The organism is Sphingobacterium olei, from assembly GCF_005048855.1.
Taxonomy (GTDB): domain Bacteria; phylum Bacteroidota; class Bacteroidia; order Sphingobacteriales; family Sphingobacteriaceae; genus Sphingobacterium; species Sphingobacterium olei.
Map to the genome: position 1 here is coordinate 260,901 of NZ_SUME01000003.1, position 21,288 is coordinate 282,188.

The 21,288-nt window shown below is 38.2% G+C and carries 17 protein-coding genes; 6 read left to right on the forward strand and 11 right to left on the reverse strand.

Annotated elements, in window-relative coordinates; translation table 11 throughout:
- Positions 1–174: 174 nt before the first annotated feature.
- The 3 genes from floA (at position 175) to FAZ15_RS08380 (ending at position 2,662) form a co-directional block, all read left to right on the forward strand.
- The gene (floA, locus tag FAZ15_RS08370; protein WP_136900865.1) at positions 175–1,155 is read left to right on the forward strand and encodes a flotillin-like protein FloA; all 981 of its coding nucleotides are present in this window, start codon (positions 175–177) and stop codon (positions 1,153–1,155) included.
- 394 nt (positions 1,156–1,549) lie between these two features.
- Positions 1,550–2,068, forward strand: a complete 519-nt coding sequence (locus FAZ15_RS08375; RefSeq protein WP_136900866.1) for a KdsC family phosphatase — start codon at positions 1,550–1,552, stop codon at positions 2,066–2,068.
- A 3-nt stretch (positions 2,069–2,071) separates the two neighbouring features.
- Entirely contained in the window at positions 2,072–2,662 is a 591-nt protein-coding gene (locus FAZ15_RS08380) for a Maf family nucleotide pyrophosphatase (protein WP_202912353.1), read from the forward strand.
- Positions 2,663–2,689: 27 nt separating this feature from the next.
- On the opposite strand, the gene FAZ15_RS08385 is transcribed toward FAZ15_RS08380, so the two are convergent.
- From FAZ15_RS08385 to FAZ15_RS08425, 9 genes are all read right to left on the reverse strand, one after another.
- Positions 2,690–5,308: a carboxypeptidase-like regulatory domain-containing protein gene (locus tag FAZ15_RS08385; protein ID WP_136900867.1), complete on the reverse strand. Its 2,619-nt coding sequence runs from the start codon at positions 5,306–5,308 to the stop codon at positions 2,690–2,692.
- A 986-nt stretch (positions 5,309–6,294) separates the two neighbouring features.
- Positions 6,295–7,050 carry a tryptophan synthase subunit alpha gene (gene trpA, locus FAZ15_RS08390; protein WP_136900868.1) on the reverse strand — a complete coding sequence of 252 codons (756 nt, stop codon included), beginning with the start codon at positions 7,048–7,050 and terminating at the stop codon, positions 6,295–6,297.
- A gap of 24 nt (positions 7,051–7,074) precedes the next feature.
- Positions 7,075–8,259, reverse strand: a complete 1,185-nt coding sequence (gene trpB, locus FAZ15_RS08395) for a tryptophan synthase subunit beta (protein ID WP_136900869.1) — start codon at positions 8,257–8,259, stop codon at positions 7,075–7,077.
- Positions 8,252–8,881, reverse strand: coding sequence for a phosphoribosylanthranilate isomerase (locus tag FAZ15_RS08400; protein ID WP_136900870.1), 630 nt, complete (start codon positions 8,879–8,881; stop codon positions 8,252–8,254). The genes trpB and FAZ15_RS08400 overlap by 8 nt, the downstream gene beginning before the upstream one ends.
- Positions 8,874–9,863 carry an anthranilate phosphoribosyltransferase gene (gene trpD / locus FAZ15_RS08405; protein WP_136900871.1) on the reverse strand — a complete coding sequence of 330 codons (990 nt, stop codon included), beginning with the start codon at positions 9,861–9,863 and terminating at the stop codon, positions 8,874–8,876. The genes FAZ15_RS08400 and trpD overlap by 8 nt, the downstream gene beginning before the upstream one ends.
- 332 nt (positions 9,864–10,195) lie before the next feature.
- Entirely contained in the window at positions 10,196–10,648 is a 453-nt protein-coding gene (locus tag FAZ15_RS08410; RefSeq protein ID WP_136900872.1) for a hypothetical protein, read from the reverse strand.
- 259 nt (positions 10,649–10,907) lie between these two features.
- Positions 10,908–11,129 (reverse strand): DUF2795 domain-containing protein, encoded by a 222-nt coding sequence (locus FAZ15_RS08415; protein ID WP_017258669.1) that lies wholly within the window; start codon positions 11,127–11,129, stop codon positions 10,908–10,910.
- 147 nt (positions 11,130–11,276) lie between these two features.
- Positions 11,277–12,020, reverse strand: a complete 744-nt coding sequence (locus FAZ15_RS08420; RefSeq protein ID WP_136900873.1) for a lysophospholipid acyltransferase family protein — start codon at positions 12,018–12,020, stop codon at positions 11,277–11,279.
- 146 nt (positions 12,021–12,166) lie between these two features.
- Positions 12,167–13,537: a dipeptidase gene (locus FAZ15_RS08425; RefSeq protein ID WP_136900874.1), complete on the reverse strand. Its 1,371-nt coding sequence runs from the start codon at positions 13,535–13,537 to the stop codon at positions 12,167–12,169.
- Between the two features lie 206 nt (positions 13,538–13,743).
- Between FAZ15_RS08425 and FAZ15_RS08430 the strand changes: the two genes are divergently transcribed.
- Both FAZ15_RS08430 and FAZ15_RS08435 read left to right on the forward strand, forming a co-directional pair.
- Positions 13,744–16,461 (forward strand): outer membrane beta-barrel protein, encoded by a 2,718-nt coding sequence (locus FAZ15_RS08430; RefSeq protein ID WP_136900875.1) that lies wholly within the window; start codon positions 13,744–13,746, stop codon positions 16,459–16,461.
- A gap of 5 nt (positions 16,462–16,466) precedes the next feature.
- Complete coding sequence (locus tag FAZ15_RS08435; protein WP_136900876.1) at positions 16,467–17,252, forward strand: GLPGLI family protein; 786 nt, start codon at positions 16,467–16,469, stop codon at positions 17,250–17,252.
- A 77-nt stretch (positions 17,253–17,329) separates the two neighbouring features.
- On the opposite strand, the gene FAZ15_RS08440 is transcribed toward FAZ15_RS08435, so the two are convergent.
- Positions 17,330–17,509, reverse strand: a complete 180-nt coding sequence (locus FAZ15_RS08440; RefSeq protein WP_136900877.1) for a histone H1 — start codon at positions 17,507–17,509, stop codon at positions 17,330–17,332.
- Positions 17,510–17,631: 122 nt separating this feature from the next.
- Entirely contained in the window at positions 17,632–19,776 is a 2,145-nt protein-coding gene (locus tag FAZ15_RS08445; protein WP_238387199.1) for a S46 family peptidase, read from the reverse strand.
- A 157-nt stretch (positions 19,777–19,933) separates the two neighbouring features.
- On the opposite strand from FAZ15_RS08445, the gene FAZ15_RS08450 reads away from it, so the two are divergent.
- Positions 19,934–21,283 (forward strand): DEAD/DEAH box helicase, encoded by a 1,350-nt coding sequence (locus FAZ15_RS08450; protein WP_136900878.1) that lies wholly within the window; start codon positions 19,934–19,936, stop codon positions 21,281–21,283.
- Positions 21,284–21,288: the final 5 nt, after the last annotated feature.

Sequence of the window (21,288 nt, forward strand, 5' to 3'; positions counted from 1 at the left end):
CATAAATATCTTAGATCTTATACAAAGTATATTAGATTGTATACAAAGATAGTAATATCCTTTTCTGATAGACTGCTGGAGAAGTAAATCTTTTGAAGATTTAATAAAGTAAAAGGGAGTATATTCGTCTATTTTTAATATCTTTAGAGAGAAAGTTATATATACTATAGAAAAATGAATTCAGAAATAACATTAATATTGACCATTGTAGGGGGGATAATAGCCTTCTTTCTTTTGTTTTATCTTCTGCCTGTAAACCTGTGGTTTACTGCGCAGCTCTCGAATGTGCGTATCAGTCTTTTGAATTTAGTTTTGATGCGTCTACGTAAAGTCTCTCCGGCGTTAGTTACTAATGCCATGATTACCTCTACGAAAGCTGGATTGCGGATTTCAACCAATGATATAGAAACACATTATCTGGCAGGCGGAAATGTAAATAAAGTTATCAGGGCATTGATTTCAGCGGATAAAGCAAATATTCCACTTAATTTCAAGTTGGCTACCGCTATTGATTTAGCAGGACGGGACGTATTTGATGCAGTACAACTCTCTGTAAATCCTCAGGTAATAAATACCCCTCCCGTGGCTGCTGTAGCAAAGGACGGCATTCAGTTGATCGCTAAGGCTCGTGTCACGGTACGTGCTAATATTAACCAATTGGTCGGTGGAGCCGGTGAAGAAACTATTTTGGCGCGTGTGGGTGAAGGTATTGTCACGACGATCGGTTCGGCGGAAAGTCATAAACAAGTACTGGAAAATCCGGATAAAATATCAAAAACCGTACTTGCTAAAGGATTGGATTCGGGAACTGCTTTTGAAATCTTATCTATTGATATTGCAGATATCGATATTGGTGAAAATGTGGGTGCTAAATTACAAACCGACCAAGCCGAAGCTGATTTAAAGGTCGCGAATGCCAGAGCAGAAGAACGAAGAGCTATGGCTGTTGCAAACGAGCAAGAAATGCGTGCAAAGGCGCAAGAAGCAAAAGCGAAGGTGATTGAGGCTGAGTCTCAAATTCCTTTAGCTATCGCCGAAGCGTTCAGAAGTGGAAATTTGGGTATAATGGATTATTACAAGATGCAAAATATTCAAGCCGATACAGATATGCGTTCTTCGATTTCTAATCCTAAGGGAAACGATAAAAATAAATAGATTAAATAGACTTAGTGTAAACGCCAATTGACTACGTTCAATTGGCGTTTTTTTTGTAAAACAAAACCCTGACGATGGGCGTCAGGGTTTGCTACTAACCAATTATAAACCTAAATTATGAAAAGACACTCTTAAAAACAATTCCACAATTGCGAATTGTCAATACAAATCTACGCCAAGATTTTACAGCTATCAAGCATTCTGATAAAGAAAGTTGTTGTCACAACTACTTTGTGACAATTACATGATTGACGTTGTTTTATCTAATAAAAAGATGGCTTAAATGAATAAAACTCTATTTTCAGACGGGCATTAAAAGCTGTATTTTCGTCCATAAAAAGTTTTCGAGGAGGGAAGGAGAGATCGATAAAATTGTCTAAGTTTGAAACCAGATATGATATTAGAACGTTTAAAATATGTGAAAGCCATTTTTTTGGATGTGGATGGCGTACTTACAGATGGATCGATTTTCGTAAATGAAGCTGGTGAACAGTTACGGACCTTCAACGTGAAAGATGGGTACGCGATTCAGCTGGCAATTAAGAAGGAGATCCTAATATGTATTATAACAGGGGGGAAGTCGGAAGGAGTCTTAAGAAGATTTGAAGGATTGGGTGTAAAAGAAATACATATGGGTATTTCAGATAAACTTGGCGTAATGGATGCCATCTTAAAAAAATATCAAATTAAAGCGGAAGAGGTTCTGTTTATTGGTGATGACATCCCTGATTTAGCATGCATGCAATCTGTGGGAATTGCAGTAGCTCCCCAAGATGCGGTAGAAGAGATCAAGGCGATAAGTCATTACATTTCTTCAAGAGAAGGTGGGAGAGGAGTTGTTCGCGATGTTGTGGAGAAAGTTATGAAATTGCAGAACAAATGGAATACGGATTTTCCTGTCAAAAGTGTTTGATGCATGGTACTCGATAAAATAAAAGATGTGAAAGTCGTCTTGGGATCCCAATCACCACGACGCAGCGAATTATTAGCTGCTTTGGGTATTTCATTCGAAGTAATCGTGAGAGAGGTCGATGAATGTTTTGATGCCGATATTCAGGCGCAGTATGTAGCACTGGATATAGCATGTAAAAAGAGTGCTGCTTTTTCGGAAGAATGTTTTTTTGAAGCATTAGTGATTACCGCCGATACCATAGTGATAGATACACAGGGCAATCCTATAGGTAAACCTAAGGATCAAGATGATGCTATGCGCATATTGCGTCGGCTGTCTGGTCAGCCTCATGTTGTTTATACGGCGGTGGTTTTGCTATATCAAGGAAAACAACATCATTTCACCGAAGAAACGAAGGTTTGGTTTGCAGCATTGAGCGACGAAGAAATACAGTATTATGTTCATTTATACCAACCGTATGATAAAGCCGGTGCGTATGGCATTCAGGAATGGATCGGCCGTGCTGCTGTCACGAAAATAGAAGGTTCTTATGAAAATGTTGTCGGGTTACCTACAGCTCGACTATTTCAGGAGTTGAAAGAAATATTAAAATAGAAAAATGGAGCGTGAGCTCCATTTTTTCTATTTTATGTGATAGCGTATTCCGGCATAGAACATTCTTCCTGTCAATGGTCCCCAAAGTAGGTTGGTGTCGAAATAATTTCCAAAAGGTTCTTCAAAAGCCAGGACTGGATTTTTCTGGTAGTAATTTGATAGATTTTCACCGCCCACATACACATCAAAGTTTTTGGCTTTACCTAAGGTCTTACTGATTTGTGCATTCATTGTTAGGTAAGCTTCAGAAAAGGTAGACAATTGGTATTCCTGCGGATTCGCAGCTGTAGAAGGTAATCTCTTTTGCCCCACTACATTTAATGTATAGTCAAAACTCCACCCGCTATGTGTATTATATGCCAGGTTCATAAAGCCTCTATGCTTGGCAGTCAGCGGTTTTTGCAGACGCCCCGCTTCATAATCTGTTTGTACATCAAGTAATCTGTAAGCAAGTCTTGCCTCAAAATGTTGTGCCGGCATAAACCTAAATTCCGCCTGCAGACTGTTTGAGAAAGATTTTCCGTCCAGATTGTAGAATGAAACCGCCCTTGGATCTTCATAATCTACAATAACTTGATTCTGGAAATTGTTGTGGAACAATTCGACAGAAATGCCAGATTCTCTACCAAACAGTTGGAAATCCTGATCAAATGTAAGTCCGGTATTCCACGATACCTCTGGTTTCAGATTGTACGCAAGCTCTCCGTTGTCTAAGGCCGCATAATTGATCGTGCGACTCGAGGCGAGAATACTCACGTTCTCCGCAAATATATTTGCCGTACGTTGCCCCCTTCCTGAACTCAAACGTATTGTAGTGCCCGAAACCGGTGAGTATCGCAATACTGCACGGGGTGTCGTAAACCAACCGTATATGTTATTGTAATCCTGTCTAATACCTAATACAGCGTCGAATTTTTCAGATGGACTGAACGTATATTCTGCAAATACTCCAGAAACGATTTCTTTGCGATCAAAGTTGTAGCTATTTACATCTTCGGCATAATCGTCGTATGTTAAGGATGTGCCTACTTTATATTTGTGATTTACGGTACCTACTACATCTTGGTAGATTAAGTTGGCATATCCGCTATTTTGCTCACTTAAATAAGTGTTTAAACCAAAATAACTGTCCTGTTTGTAGTTAGAAGCTGATAATTGTAAGCCTATACTACGTAATCTATTCTGCGGAAAAACATAACCTATCTTTGCGAACCCTTCAATTCGTTGGTTGTCAAATCCCAATCCATAGCGGTTGGTGGTTAATTTATCCGTTGCTTTATTAAAATCGATTTCACCACCTGTTCTATCGTCTTTTAAGAATTTAACTCCGAATTGGGCAATTACACCTTTTCCATTTTCATAGTGCCATCTATTTACTCCAGAAAATAGGTTTCCTACCGGCGCATCACGAAATCCATTGTTACTGAAGTTCATGTTTTTATTGTACATAAAGTTATCATGCAGCAATAAACCTACGGACCAGTCTTCATTTATCTTATGTGACAGATTTAAATTGACATCCGTACGTCCCATATTATTGGCATAGGCATTGAAAAATGTTCTCTCTGAAGTATGCGGTTTTTTTAGTTCAACGTTGATTTGTCCCGCCATATTTTCAAATCCATTAACTACTGAACCAATCCCTTTACTTATTTCGATGGATTCAATCCATGTGCCAGCGATACTATTTAATCCCAAGGGTGTAGCAAAACCGCGAGGTCCGGGAAGGTTTTCAACGGTTAGTTGCGTGTAGATACCACTTAAACCCAACATTTGGATCTGTTTGCTGCCTGTTACGGCGTCATTACTCACTACATCTACCGAAACATTTGTCTCGAAACTTTCACTTAAATCACAACAGGCTGCTTTGAACAGTTCTCGTGTGGTCAGTACTTCTACACGATTAGGTTCCATCGACTTGATGTAAGCCGACTTGCGTTGACGAGATACGACTACTTCCGACAACACATTGTCCTGGGCATGGATAACTAATACCTCGTGTAGATCTTTTACTTCTACGGTGTCCGGTTCCATACCTGCAAAAGAGAATATCAGATTTTTTAAGCCTTCTTCATGTTGGATCTTAAAGACCCCGTTTTCATTCGTTACCGTATTAACATCATTTTTTTCTAGCCATTTGACATTTACGCCTATAATCGGACTTAAATCTCCCTTCGTATTTTCTTTTACAACAACGCCTGTAATTTCATGGTCATGGTCATGATCGTTGTCATTTTTCTGAGATTTGGTTTGCTGACCATGTTGAGGATTACCATGTGAGGAGGCGTGGCTTTGTCCTCGTTCTTCCACGCCTAGCCTATTATAAAGACAGCATTCATGGAGCGTTTTGTAAACCTCGTCTGGTGCTTTATGTAGAGGGGTGTCATGTCCAGCGGTTGCTATAGCCAGTTGTATCTGGTTCAACTTAGTTTGTTGAGAATTATATTTTACGGTTAATTCGCCTGTTTGGATATCCCATAGTGCGCTTTCTACGCCTTTGATGTTCGCAGCTTTTTCTATGCGGTTTTTACACATTCCGCAGTTTCCAGCCACTTCAAAATGAGCTGTACTGTCTGATTGAGCAAAGCTTTTCTGTCCTACCGTTAGGATGAGTAGTAATAAAGATAATCTTAATATAAAGTTCATTGTAATTTTTTTAGTATAAAATTTTATTACGTTTAGTTAACTAAACGACCGGGTAATAAAATTATAGTACTAAATCCTGAAATTACGATTGAGAAGATAGGTTGGGGGAGAGGTGTCGGAGAAAGCTACTCTTTCTTCTGATGTATGTTTGTTGTTAAAAACGAAATCATTAAAGAGACCAGGTTGCACCCAGTATAATGTAATTATGGCAGGGCCAAATCCGAGGAAACTTTTAGCATGATCCTTCGAAAACAATTTGTCAGATAATTGATCTAATTTTACTTGTATGTCATTACACGAATGACTTTCTTGACAATTGTTCTTTTTTTTAGCTGTATGATCGTGATCTTTCGAACACATGGGGCAATTTTCATGTGTGTTTGCACCTTCCATAAGGCTTATTATAGTCATGCCACTACATTGATGCAGGTATATAGTCGCTCCACTGGATGTGAAGGAATATAATACTAACAATATAAGCGCCAAAAACTGTCTCATCCTTACAAAGGTACGAGGATTAAGACGAATAAAAAAACAAAAAAAAATTTGATATTTTGAAATAAACTTACTAGGTTAGATTCCGACAAATATAATACCTAAATGACGATGGAAAGTATTCTCAGCACACCACTTGAAGTTTATGCGAGTATAACGGGTTTGATTATTTTAGCCTGTTTACTGCTCAAATTTTATGTTAAAGTTATTTCAAAAGTAAGTTAGTACAATGTTGTAAAATCGGATCGGATTTTCAATTATCGAGGAGGATGTATAAAAAGTTATTATAAACCGTGTGAACGTCATTCGACCCAAGGGAGAACGGAACTTGCGAGCTCACCATAGGCAAATCTAAAGACAGACGTGTAAGGTATTGAAAATCAAATGTTTTTTTTGTCTATTCATGTTTTTAGATTTACCTTCGATGAGCCCTACGGAGTTCTCCTCGTTTCTCGTCGAAATGACGAGACAGTTTACCTTTTGACAGCCTTCTATTTTTTTAAATTGTTGATGAAATCCGGAATATGTTTTAACGGATTTTCTTGAGCAAGTATTTTGACAAACGCCGTGCCGACAATGGCACCATTGGCGTAAGCTGTTGCTTTTTCAAAAGTTTCTTTGTCAGATATGCCAAAACCTATTACAAATGGATTGGCAAGATCCATTTCCTTTATTCTGTTGAAATAATTCTCAGATTGATTTTTAACTTCAAGCTGTTTTCCTGTTGTTGCATTCGAGGAGAGTAAATAGATAAAGTTTGTCGTTAGATTGTCTATTTTTCGGATACGTTCTTCTGAAGTTTGCGGTGTCACTAAAAAGATATTGCTTATTCCGTTTTCTTCGAAAATAGTTTTGTAAAGGTCTTCATATTCGTACATGGGGAGATCGGGTAAGATGGTTCCGTTTACCCCTACTTCTTTACACGCTTTGCAAAAGTTCTCTACACCAAATTGTAGAACGGGATTGAAGTATCCCATTAAGTAAACCGGAATGCTGACATGCTTTCGTAAATCTTTTAATTGATCAAAAAGCAGTTTTAACGTCATCCCATTTTTTAGAGCCACCTCTGAGCTATGCTGTATGGTTGGCCCGTCTGCAACCGGATCAGAATAAGGAAAGCCTATTTCTAAAAAATCTACACCCGACTGCTCCAGTGTCTTAGCGATTTCTATGGTACTATCCAATGTGGGATAACCAGCCGTAAAATATATGGATAGTAAACCGTTTGAGTTTTTGTTGATTTGCATTTGAAAAAGTAAAAAGTAAGTTTGCTACAAATTAAAGTATTTCATATAATTGTCTAAATCCTTGTCACCGCGACCAGATAAACATATAACTACCGTTTCGTCCCCCTTGAAGTTCATTTTTTTGAGATAGGCAAGCGCGTGAGAACTTTCTATTGCCGGAATAATTCCTTCTAATTTTGTTAGTTCCAAACCTGCCTGCATAGCTTCGTCATCTGTCGCGCTCACATATTCTCCTCGACCGCTTTTAAACAGCCAAGCATGTTGCGGGCCTATCCCGGGGTAATCAAGTCCGGCAGAGATAGAGTAGGGCTCTACCACCTGCCCATCCGTGGTCTGCATTAATATCGAACGACTTCCATGCAATACCCCCTCTTTGCCTAAGGCGGTAGTGGCTGCAGATTCACCGGAGTGTATCCCGTGGCCGGCTGCTTCTACAGCAATAAGTCTGACATCCTCATCATCTAAAAAGTGGTAAAACATCCCTGCAGCATTAGACCCTCCACCTACACAGGCCATTACCACGTCAGGAGTAGATTTGCCGGTTTTTTTTAACAATTGTATTTTCGTTTCTTCTGATATAATAGATTGGAAGCGAGCTACTAGGTCAGGATATGGATGTGGGCCTACAACAGATCCGATAATGTAATGGGTATCTACGGGATTGTTGATCCAATCTCTTAACGCCTCGTTTGTAGCATCTTTAAGCGTTTTACTGCCCGATTGAGCCGCCACTACAGTAGCGCCCATCATTTTCATACGGGCGACGTTGGGAGCTTGTCGTTGAATATCAATTTCACCCATGTACACAACGCATTCCAGTCCTTTTAATGCGCATACTGTAGCTGTAGCAACACCGTGCTGGCCAGCTCCGGTTTCGGCTATGATTCTTTTTTTTCCTAGACGTTCGGCAAGTAGGATCTGCCCAATGGTATTGTTTATTTTATGAGCTCCTGTGTGATTTAAATCTTCCCGTTTTAAGAAAATCTTTGCATTATATTTTTTCGACAATCGTTGTGCATGGTAGAGTGGAGAGGGGCGACCGACATAATCAGTTAACAGTTGTTCAAACTCCTCTTTAAAAGAAGGTTCTTGCATAATCTGAAGGTAACGGTTCTGTAGTTCTTCAATATTTGGATATAACATCTCGGGGATATATGCTCCACCAAATGGCCCATAGTATCCTTTGTCATTCACTTGATATTTACTCATCTCTTAATAGTTTCAATGCTTGCGTTAATGTACTTATATTTTTTAATCCCGGTTCTATTTCAAATTTAGAATTCAAATCTAGGCCAAATAATCTATCATCTTCAAAATTTCCGGCTTCCTGAATATTTTCGAGGGATAATCCGCCACTCAAAAAATAAGGTTTGTCATAAGGATAATCTGTTAGTTTTTGCCAATTGAAGCTTTGTCCGGTTCCACCATAATCCGTGCTTTTAGTGTCAAATAAAAAAAAATCCACATCATGGAGAAAGGGTTCGGTGCTTTTCCAGTCGAAATCGTCATCAATTCCAAATGCTTTGATGAGTTGAATGTCTGGTTGTGCAACCTGTCGGCAGAAGTCCACATCTTCATTCCCATGTAGCTGTATGGCCTGTAAGGAAAATTCTGCTGTTTTGGTTTTTATATGCGCTATATGGTCGTTTACGAATACGCCGGTTCGTCTTAACTTCGTAGTTGATGGTTCTGACGTAATATGATCTACAAAACGTTTAGACTGCGGGTAAAATATAAATCCCATATAGTCAATATTTAGAGATGCTACATCAATAATGTTCTGAGGATCCCGCATCCCACACACTTTAATTTTTAGATTTCGATTAGCCATTAATCAGTGTTTTAAAACTATGTAAGGCTTGCTTGCCCAATAGAGATGCTTCCGCTTCATAATAACAGTCTCCAAATGATTTTTTGGGGTCAAACGTCTTGATTGCAAAGGCTGCATTTGTCAATACTACATTATTTTGCTGATGAGTGCCGTCTCCAGTGATGATCTTGTGGAAAATTGCCGCCGCTTCTTCTATGGTATCACCTCCGGTCAGATCCTCTGCTTTTAAAGTTTCCAACCCGAGTTCACTCACCTCGTAGTAGTTTTCGCCGGTATTGCTGATGATTTTGAAGTCGCCCGTTAACGAAATTTCATCGTATCCGTCTAAAGCATGAATAATACTGTATTGTTTTTCCGAATTTTGATAGAGATATCCGTACAGTCTTGCCAGCTCTAGACTAAACACACCAACGGACTGAAATTTAGGATTAGCTGGATTAGTCAACGGCCCGAGCATGTTAAAAAAAGTCTTTACGCCCAATGCCCTGCGGATGGGAGCTACAGTTTTCATAGCCGGATGAAACAATGGAGCATGGAGGAAGCAGATGTTGGCCTCATCCAATTGCTTATTAAGCTTGTCGCTGTCATTTGTAAACGTATAACCAAGATATTCCATTACGTTGGAAGATCCGCAGCCCGATGATACACCGACATTGCCGTGTTTGGCGACATGATAACCTGCTCCTGCAACAACAAATGAAGCCAATGTTGATATGTTGAATGTGTTTTTTCCGTCGCCTCCAGTACCACACATGTCAATTAAGTCATAGCCTGCGAAATTGACTTTCAGACATAGGTCATACATGGCGTCCCTAAATCCCCCCAATTCTTCTACCCGAATACTTCTCATACCGTATGTTGTCATAAAGGCTGCTATTTGATGGGAATCGTATTTTCCGGTAGCTATATTTGTCAAGATATCGTAAGCTTCTTTTCTTGAGAAAGACTTATATTCAAATAAATGTGCTAATATTTTTTTCATCTTTTTTTATTGATGTATTTATTGTTTTCAATGAGCGAGCTTCGTTGAATGGGGAACGCTCGATTTTATCACAATAATCTAAAACAAAAAAAGGCTCACCCGAAAAGGCAAGCCCGCTATTTTTTTGATATGTATCAATTTATGCAATAGGTGTCTGCCACAACATTAGCTGTTATGCCACCACCAAGCTTTATATGATACGATTGATTTCATGTATGTTTCATTTCAAAAGAAATATGAATATTTCATATTCTTTATTATTATAATAATTATTATCACAAATATCTTATAAGTTTTTCAAAAAAGCAAAATGTATTTTAAGAAAATCAAATTTAATACGTTACAAAATGTGCTAAATTATTTCCTTTAGACACTAGCGTAAACGAAGCGATTTTGTCCTTTTCAATATAGACTGCAAGTACCTGTCTTTTTTTATATTGTAAGAAATACATCCTATTTATATCCAATTCCTCCGGATCAATATCCCTTATCTCTTTGCGTGGCATATTGGCATATGGAATGTATGTAATATCGGCAATATGTTTGTATAATACATTTATACGCACCTCTTCTAAGCTTACTTCTAAATAATCGTAGGTTTCATTTGAAGGATGATCTACTTTTATATATTGGCTTAAAATAACATCTACTGCAATATTTTCATTACCGAGATCTGCAATGAATTTTTTTATTAGCTGGATGTCTTTCTGACGTGTTGAATCTTGATTTTGCGCAAAAGTAAAAGGAGATAACAACGTGAAAATCGATATAAGTAGAATTCTCATATTTTTAATTACTTCGTGAGCTCGCAAGCTCGGTTTAAAGATAGGACATCTTTTGGGAGAAAAGGATTAGTCTTAAAAGTTGGACGTCCTATTATTTTTGTAATTTTTGATGTCTAAGCAACGTCTTTCTTGTTTGGCGGAATACGGTCTGATAACGGCGAAATATTTCAATCCTAAGCGAAGTTCGGTAAAGATACGTCAGAAGCTTGGCAATAAAAAATAAAAATCGCACTAACGATAGTGCGATTTTTATGATGGATTAATACTCGTCTTCATTGAAAAAGAAATCGTCCTTAGTAGGATAATCTGGCCAAATTTCCTCAATATTCTCGTAGGGTTCACCGTCATCTTCCAAAGCTTGGAGATTCTCTATTACTTCTACCGGAGCGCCAGAACGAATTCCATAATCGATTAATTCATCTTTTGTTGCAGGCCATGGCGCATCTTCCAAATGCGATGCTAATTCTAGTGTCCAATACATAGTCTTACAATTTGAGTTTTATCTTTTTCGCAAAAATAGTATTTAATTTGACTATAACAAGTTATTTTTGAGAAAGGGTGTTGTTTTGTGTTTAATTTACTGGTATACAGTGTGATAAAATTATCTTTTTTTGTTATTTGTGATATTTTAATGATCGTTGTATATATCCCAATATGTTTTCATTTTATGATATACGCCTATTTGTAGTTGATTGCTTGCTTCTGTTGATAAATTTTGTGTGTCTATAGGCGCTAAAACAGTAATGTGAATGACGCCGGGGCGTGATCCTTTTTTTAATCCATCATCCCATAAGATCTTCCAGGCATCTTGTAAGACCACAGGGATAATCTGAACCTGATTTTCGACGGCGATGCGAAATGAGCCAGATTTAAATTCATGAAGTTGAGGAGGGTATTCGTCATCAATTTTTCCTTCTGGAAAAATAACAACGGTTCTCCCTTCTTTTACCAGTTGATGTGCTCTTTTGAATGAACGAAAAGCAGATATGTTACTTTTGCGATCTACGGCAATATCTATGCTCTTAAAGAATATGTTGGTAACGGGATTATCGAGTAATTCTATTTTTCCCATAAAAGAAAACGGCTGATTACAAACGTAGTTAATAGCTGTGATATCTAATATAGATGTATGGTTGGGACAAATAACATAGGGTTTCGTCCAGTCGATTGTTGCTTCAAAGGTCACTTTAAATCGGATACCGACAAGCCAACAGGCTAACAAGCTAATCCATTTGCGCAGAAATACAATTTGATTGTAGTACTTGGAAGGACGGAAAGTAAAGTAACGTAAGATAGGGTAGGCAAGCACAAAAAAAAATAGCACGGCACCGTAGTATAGGACCGTGTGCGTTTTTCTCAATAGTTTTACCATAGTGCAAACCTAAATAAATTTGAAACATAAAAAAAGTTAGCCTGCGTTATATAAAACAACAGGTGCATCTAAGAAGATAATTTAGCAGCAAAAACGTCACTGCCTGCCTGCGGTAGGCAATGACGTTGGAAATCTCTTTCTCTGTCTTACTTGCTTAATTCTGCATAGTACTTATGAAATAAAGGAATGGTTTCGATTCCCTTTAGGTAATTTTCAATGCCATATTTTTCATTGGGAGAATGCAAATTATCACTGTCCAATCCAAAACCCAGTAATACGGTTTTGATCCCCAATTCTTTTTCAAATAATGCTACGATAGGGATAGATCCACCGCCACGAGTTGGTATCGGTTTTTTGTTGAATGTTTCAGTTAATGCTTTTTCAGCCGCTTGGTAAGCAATACTATCTGTAGGTGTAACTACAGGCTCACCCCCATGATGCGGTTTTACTTTAACTTTTATATAATCTGGAGCTATTCCTTCAAAATGATCTTTGAAAAGTTTGGTGATTTTTTCCGAATTTTGATTTGGGACTAAACGCATTGAAATCTTAGCAAATGCTTTGGAAGGTAATACTGTCTTTGCACCTTCTCCGATGTAGCCGCCCCATATGCCGTTTACTTCAAGAGTAGGACGGATGCCAGTTCGTTCGATCGTTGTGAAATCTTTCTCTCCCCAAATGTTAGCAATCCCCAAGTCCGATTTGTATTCTTCAATATCAAAAGGGGCTTCATTCAATGCTTTCCTTTCTTCGCGAGTCAATTCCACAACATCATCATAGAATCCAGGTATGGCAATATGATTATTTTCATCGTGTAACGATGCGATGAGTTTGGCTAGAATCGTTGCCGGATTGGCTACAGCACCGCCATACACCCCCGAGTGGAGATCGCGGTTGGGGCCGGTTACCTCTACTTCCACGTAAGAAAGTCCGCGTAAGCCAGTTTCTAAAGAAGGGCTGTCGAGACTGATCATAGAGGTGTCGGAGATAACGATGACATCTGCTTTCAAACGTTCTTTGTTTTCTTTTACAAAAACATCTAAGTTCGCAGAACCAACTTCTTCTTCTCCTTCAATCATGAATTTGATATTACATGACAGTTGATCATTTTTTATCATGTATTCAAATGCTTTTACATGCATGTAAAACTGACCTTTATCGTCTGCAGCACCACGCGCATAGATTTTACCATCACGAATAGTCGGTTCGAAAGGAGGCGTGTCCCATAATTCAATTGGATCCGCAGGTTGTACATCGTAATGACCATAAACCAAAACCGTAGGTAAAGATGGATCGAAAACTTTTTCGCCATATACAATAGGATAACCTGCTGTCGGACAAATTTCGACGTTATCAGCTCCGGCTTCTTTTAGTTTTTGGGCTACGAATTCAGCCGTATTTAATACGCCTTCCTTGTACTGTGGATCAGCACTTACTGAAGGAAAACGCAATAAATCAAATAGTTCGTCTAAGAAGCGTTGTTTATTCGCTTCCACATAATCTTTGATATTTTGCATTATAAACGGGTTTTTACAAAGATAAAGAAATAAATTAGGAAAGTAGATGTAACATTTTTTGCATTTAAACTACAAATGATATGGAATTTGAATTTCAAAGCAGCTTATGATATAGTGACAGGAATTCAATAAATTGTTAATTATAGTTAATGTTATTGTATAGTATAAATTGTTAAATTATTTTCGCTTAAGATTATAGCCCTTGTATGAAAAAACTACTCTTCATTTTTCTATTGTCCGTATTCAGCAGTTCCGCTTTTTCCCAAACTTTCATAAAGGGTGAAATCGTAGATGACGCAGATAAAACAAAATTATCAAATGCTACGATTATGCTCATACAGGCCCGAGATTCTATTTTGGTTGATTTTACCCGATCGGGAGAAAATGGGAAATTCCAAATGGGAAAACCCGATACGGGTTCTTACCTATTAATCGTCTCCTATCCAAAATTCGGAGATTACTATACTCAGATAGAAGGCGACAAACAAGATTCAGAAATTGGTCAGATTGGCTTGACCAGTGCGGCAAACCTTTTGGAGGAAGTGCTCGTGACCGGTAAGATTCCAATCGTTATTAAAGGCGACACGGTAGAATATGATGCATCGAGTTTTACGGTAGAAAAGAATGCTAAAGTCGAAGATTTGCTCAAAGTGTTACCTGGGATATCCGTAGATGCGAGTGGTAAAATCACCGCACAAGGGAAGACTGTAGAGAAAGTTTTAGTAGACGGTGAAGAGTTTTTTGGCGATGATCCTGTTCTGGTAACGCGAAATATCCGATCAGATATGGTGGATAAGGTGCAGGTATACGAAAAGAAATCGGATCAAGCCGAACGCACCGGTGTGGATGATGGACAGCGCTCGCAAACGATCAACTTGAAACTCAAAGAGGAAGCTAAACATGGTATCTTTGGTAAGATAGAAGCGGGAGCAGCGACTGATAAGTTTTATTTAGGCCAAATGATGACGAATTATTTTAAAAAGTCACTTCGATTATCGGCTTATTTGATCGCCAGTAATAACGGAAAGACAGATTTATCGGGCGACGAAGCCTCTTCGATCGGAAATGAAGATCGAGGAGGTCAGGGGCAATTTTCAGGCGAGGGGCGGCCAGAAGTGTTGAATACAGGCGTGCAATATGCTGACAAGTCAAACAATGGAAAGCATTATTGGCATGTAGGATATAAACTTAACGATGCAAATAACGATATCAACCGTTCGGTATTTACTCAAAATTCGTTAAGGGATACGATGCTAATCACAAATAACGATGCCAAAATAAATTCGCATAACAATAAGCAGGATATGTATCTGAAGTATGAAGCCAAATTTGATTCGTTGACCACACTGACGGTATGGGCGGGGGCTGCACGTACAAAATCGGAATATAATTCTTCCTCGGAATCGGGTACTAGGAATCAGTTTAATGAACGGATTAATGGTAATGAAAACAATACCTTCAGTACGAATAGAAATGAATCATTAAATGCAAGTACCTTGTTTACACGGAAATTTAGCAAGGAGGGGCGTTCGATATCCTTATATTATGGCACTAACACTTCTGATGCAGAAGGAGATCAATATATCTATGCATTAACAAACTACTACAGAAATAATTCCCCTTTGCGCGACTCGTTATTGGATCAACATAAAGTAAGTGAAAATACTTCTGTAAATCACGATGCGACGGTTACCTATTCCGAACCAATTTTTAAAAATTTCGTGGCATCATTTGAATATGGTATCACGAATAGTTTTAACGAGAACAAGTTAGAGTCGTTCAATAAGAATGAGGCGACCCAGGTTTATGATATCTTCGATGAGGAGTTTAGTAATGATTATAGGTATAATACCTTTATCAACCGCTATAATATTGCTGTAAACTATAAAATCGGGGACGCATTCAATGTGAATTTTTCGAATGCCTTCCACGATAATACGTTGTCGCAAAAAAATAACTATGATAATTCGAAATTATCACGCACATTCTTTACCTATAACCCAAATATGAATGCAAGATATAGCATTACTAAGAATTCCATGCTGTCATTGAATTATAGGGGAAACAATATGCTTCCGAGTCTTACACAGATTCAGCCTTTGCGTTCTAATGCTGATCCTTTAAACGAATATTTGGGAAATGAAGAATTAGGAAATTCCTATACGCATAATTTGGGTGTGAACTACTGGGCCTCTAAGCTTCTACAAGGTACTTTTTATGGCTTTGGTGCGAATGCTTCGAGTACTAAGGATGCGCTGATACAGAATGTGATAACAGATACGCTTGGGAAAAACACCTATATTTGGGATAACCTAAGTGCCCGTAATACACAAAGCGTAAACTTTTATTCTTGGTATTCTACTTTTTTACACAAGAAGTATCAGATCAGGCTTGGTATCAATCCTGGGATTATGATCAACAGAAATTATAACTACGTAAATAGTTTATTGGCCGAGTCACTAAATCAGACCTACAATATGGGGATATCGCTACAACGTAGTACGACAAAAGGATTTGATTTTGATTTAGGTTTTGTACCGGGCTATACCATTCGATCCACTGATCTGAGTCCACAAGCAGATAGTAAAGGTTTTACATTCAATGCTAATAATACCTTAAAATATTATCTACCGATGAAGTTTATCTTTCAAGCGGAGGTTAATTATCTATATGAAGCACCCACGGAAGTCTATAGTCAAAAATTTGAACGTTTATTGTTGAACCCTTCTATTTCCAAGAAATTTTTGAAAGATGAAACATTGATGTTAACGTTGACGGCCAATGATATTTTAAATCAGAATATAGGATTTTCAAGGATTCAAAGTGGTGCACAGCTTACCGAGCGCAGGTATAACACCATAGGGCGATATTTTATGTTGAAAATATCTTGGGATATTAACAAAATGTTTATTCAAACGAATTAAAAATTATGAGATTTATATTAGTTGTCACGTTATTTACATTAGGTATTTATTCGCCATTGAAGGCGCAGTATACTTATTTTCCGCAACAGGGTACAATAAGCTATGAGAAAACAATTTTCATAAAGAATCTTGTAAAACGGTATGGTGCGTACGCAAAGGATGAAAATTCAAAACAGATGATGCTCTCCTTACTGGATAGACTTCCTGAAAATCATGTATTCAAAAAGAAAGCATCATTTTCTGATAAGGAAGTGTTGTTTGAGCACGTAAAAGAGGATTATACCGAATCCGTTCGTATGATGATGCAAATGGGGGTAATCGAATCGGGTATCATCACCTACCAGAATTTGGGAGAGAAGCGTATGAAGTCTTCTTTTGATCTTGGCGGACAATCGATTCTCGTCGATGATCAGGTGGTCGATGTGAAATGGAAGATTACGAACGAATATCGATCCATAGCTGGGTATAACTGCCGCAGGGCAAACGGTCTCGTCATGGATTCGATTTACGTCGTCGCATTTTATACAGATGAAATTCCTGTTTCTGCAGGACCTTCTAGCTTTAATGGATTGCCCGGAATGATATTGGGGCTGGCGGTACCCGAATTACATTATAACATCTTTGCCACCAAGGTGGATTTGACGCCATTATCGCCTGGTGCATTAGATATTGGTAAAAAGAAAGCGAAGGCGATGACAAGGAAGGAAGTTTACGATCAGTTGAACGCAGTTTTAGTAGGATTTTTAGGAGAGAAGATGTTTAACTTGGTGATGGCAGGTTACTATTTATAAAAAGGACATTAGAATAGAACAAAAAAACCTGACTTACATATGTAAGTCAGGTTTTTTATTTACGATAAACAATAGAATTATTTACCAGTGTTTTTCTTCTCAGTTACTTCGTTGCGAATGTCTTGAGCTAAAGTTTTGATTTCTTGTAAACCTTTACGAACACGTGTACCTGCTGCTGAGTTACCATTGTTGAAGAATTTGTCCGCATCAGCTTCGATTGAAGCTACTAGTTCTTTTAATTTAGTGTAGTTTTCCATTTTTATTAATATAATTTTAGTTATCTCTAATTAATTGCTAAGAAGTAATAAATATACAAATTCAACAAATAAAAAAATAATAAAATGTTGTTTTTTTGTATAAAAAGTCATTTTAATAGAATTTATTCTACAATTGTCAATTCATCAATTATATTTTGAGCTCCAGCAAATTTGTCGATCACGAATAAAACATAGCGTACATCTACTGAAATTGTACGTTGCAATTTAGGGTCAAAAATAACATCACCAGCCATTGCTTCTATATTTCCATCAAATGCAAGTCCGATTAATTCACCTTTTCCATTCAGTACCGGAGAACCAGAATTACCGCCAGTAATGTCTTGATCGCTCAAGAAATTAACAGGCATATGCCCATTCTTATCAGCATAACGTCCAAAATCCTTCTTTTCGTATAAATCAATTAATTTTTGAGGAAGATCAAATTCTTCATCTTGTGGTTTATACTTTGCTATCGTACCTTTTAGGGTCGTGTAATTGTTGATCGCAGCGTCATTGCGTGAATCTTTGGGTAAGGCTCTAATAGTGCCATATGTTAACCTTAGCGTGCTATTTGCATCCGGATAATATTTGGCTTTGGGGTTCATCTCCAAGAAGCCTGCTATGTATTTTCTATAAGCCGCTTGGTAATCATCTGCCAACTGATTTTGTTCAGGAGATTGTTCCCTATATTTTGTCATCAATGCATTAGAAATAGCAAATAATGGATCCGTATCAATCTGTTGCGCCGATGGGTTTTCCAAGAAAGCGAGAAGATTTGCTTCTGAACCAAACACACTATTTGCGAAATATTGGGCTATTGAGCTACTAAAATTACTGCCATTTTGTTGGGCTAACTCTGCAATATAAGATGAGATGTTGCCTGCTTTTGTACTATACAGATTTAATTCATCAGCGAGTACGTCGATTTCCAAAGGAATGTGAACTTTCTCATACGTTTCACGTACAGCACTTTCTAATCTTGGTCGCATTTCCTGGCGTTTTTCTGCATTCGCGTCAGCATATTGTTTTAACGCATTTCCCAAGCTAGCTGGTAATGCCGCAAATGTCGAAGAACGGAGCATACCGATCAAATAATTGTCATGGCGTGCTTTTTCGTTTGTTGCGGCGTAGTAGGCATTTATTGTTGTGATGATGTCACCATATTGTGCTTTATTAGCTGTTTTACTTGCCCATTTTTGGAATTTCTTTTCTGCCTTACGTTTCGATTCTGACGTTTTGTGCTGTGAAAGCGCATCAATCATACCTTGACGGTTTTTCCAGTAGTTAGCAACACCTGAATATTGTGACGCATAGTTGATTTTAACGGCTTGATCTTGATCCATATGTTTTTTCATGGCATCCATTCCTACTTTGGAAGCTTCTACCCAGGCAGGATATGCATAATTCACATTTTGGTCAATCCCTGCAGCGGGCATCCAACGGTTTGTGCGTCCAGGATATCCTAATATCATCGAGAAATCACCCTCTTTGAACCCTTTGATGCTTATTGGTAAATGATGTTTTGGTTTTAATGGAACATTTTCTGTTGAATATTCAGCTGGATTCCCGTTTTGGTCTGCATAAACGCGGAATACAGAGAAGTCTCCAGTGTGGCGAGGCCATTCCCAGTTGTCAGTATCTCCGCCAAATTTACCAATGCTATTAGGAGGAGTGCCCACCAAGCGTACGTCCGTGAAGTCTTGATACACAAAATAATAATATTCGTTACCGTTGTAGAATGACTTTACCGAAACTATATACTTTCCGTTTTCACTATTTTCTTTTTCGATTCTCGCAATTTCTTGATTAATGATTTTCTCTCTTTCTTTTTCCGACATGGTATCATTTACCAGTCCTAAAATGCGTTTAGAAACATCATCCATACGTACAAAGAAGCGTACATACAAGGATTTAGGTTTCAATTCTTCGGCATGGTTCTTTGCCCAGAAACCGTTGGTTAGGTAGTCGTGCTCTGGAGTGGATAGTTCAGCGATGGCTCCATATCCACAGTGGTGATTAGTAAAAACGAGTCCTGTTGCTGAAACTATTTCCGCTGTACACCCTCCGTTGAATTGAACTATTGCATCTTTTAAGCTAGAATTGTTTATGCTGTAGATTTCTTCAGCTGTTAATTTCAAGCCCTTTTTCTGCATGTCAGCTTCATTCAGACGCTTCAAATGCATTAAAAACCACATGCCTTCATCGGCCATACTCGTTACGCTTATTACGCATAACACTACTAATGATAATATTCTTTTTATTCGCATATAATTTGTTTTATGGATTGGTACGTGCTGTCAATCCTTATATTTGAAAGCAAAATTGGCGTAAATACACCGTAAAACAAAATTTTGACAAAGAAAGTTGCTGTTGCAACCTCCTCTTTTCAAAATTTAAATGCGCGGATTTACCTATCTTTGTAAAATGCAAACATCGTTTGAGGATTTTAAGTTTAATAAACAGCTATTAAATGCAATAGCCGAAGCAGGTTATTCGGTACCTACTGAAATACAGGAGAAAGGCATTCCGCCGATTTTAGCGGGACAGGATGTGATGGGTATAGCGCAGACAGGTACGGGTAAAACTGCTGCTTTTGTATTACCGCTTTTAATGAATCTCAAATATGCGCAGGGAAATGATCCGCGTGCACTCATATTAAGCCCCACACGGGAGCTTGCTATGCAGATTGAAGAGCATATCCAGCTCTTTTCCACTTACCTTGATCTGCGTACTATTGTATTGTACGGTGGGCTGGGGCCAAAAACACAAAAAGAATTACTTGCTAAAGGCTGTGATATTGTGGTCGCCACACCGGGGAGGTTTTTGGATTTATATCTCGCAGGCGATATTAATACAAAATCATTGAAAGTGCTGGTAATGGATGAAGCCGACAAAATGGTGGACATGGGGTTTATTAGTAAATTACACCGTATTTTGGAGGTAATACCCCGTAAGCGACAGAATTTGCTTTTTTCGGCTACGATGAGTGAATTAGTACGGAAGATAGCCGGAGATTTTTTAGCGTTCCCGACCGTAATTGAGGTGACAGAGCAAGCGACACCTGCTCAAACGGTGACACAATCGCTATATCATGTTCCTAACGTTAAGACAAAGATCAATCTACTTCAGCATTTGTTTACAGATGATGAAGCGTACCATCGCGTGATTGTTTTCTGCAAAACCAAACAAGTGGCTGATAGTGTGTTCGCTTTTTTGGAACGCAAATATGGGGCAAAAAATGTCCGTGTAATCCATGCCAATAAAGGACAAAATACACGTATTAATTCTATAAATGCCTTCAAGACCGGAGAAATTCGTTTTCTGGTAGCTACAGATGTTGCAGCGAGGGGACTAGATGTATCTAATGTAAGCCATGTTATTAATTTTGATGTACCTATTGTCATCGAGGATTATGTACACCGAATAGGACGTACAGGAAGGGCTTTCAGTACGGGGGATGCGATTACCTTCTGTAATCCAGCAGAAGAATATTACGTAGCGAAAATAGAAAAACTAATTCGTCAATCAATAGAAGTGATTGATTTACCGGAGGATGTTTTTGTGGAAAAAACACCTTTTGACGAACGACAAGCCATTGCCCGCGAAATTGATAGTCAGAAGAAAAAAGAAAATCCTGATTTTCAAGGCGCATTTCATGAGAAGAAATTTATGCTGAAGCACGGCGGTAAAAAAAGAACTGCGGCTTCTGGAACAAGGGGGGCTGGTAAAGGAAAAGCTTCTAGCGGAAAATCGAAATCGTTTAAAAAGAAGTAGCATTC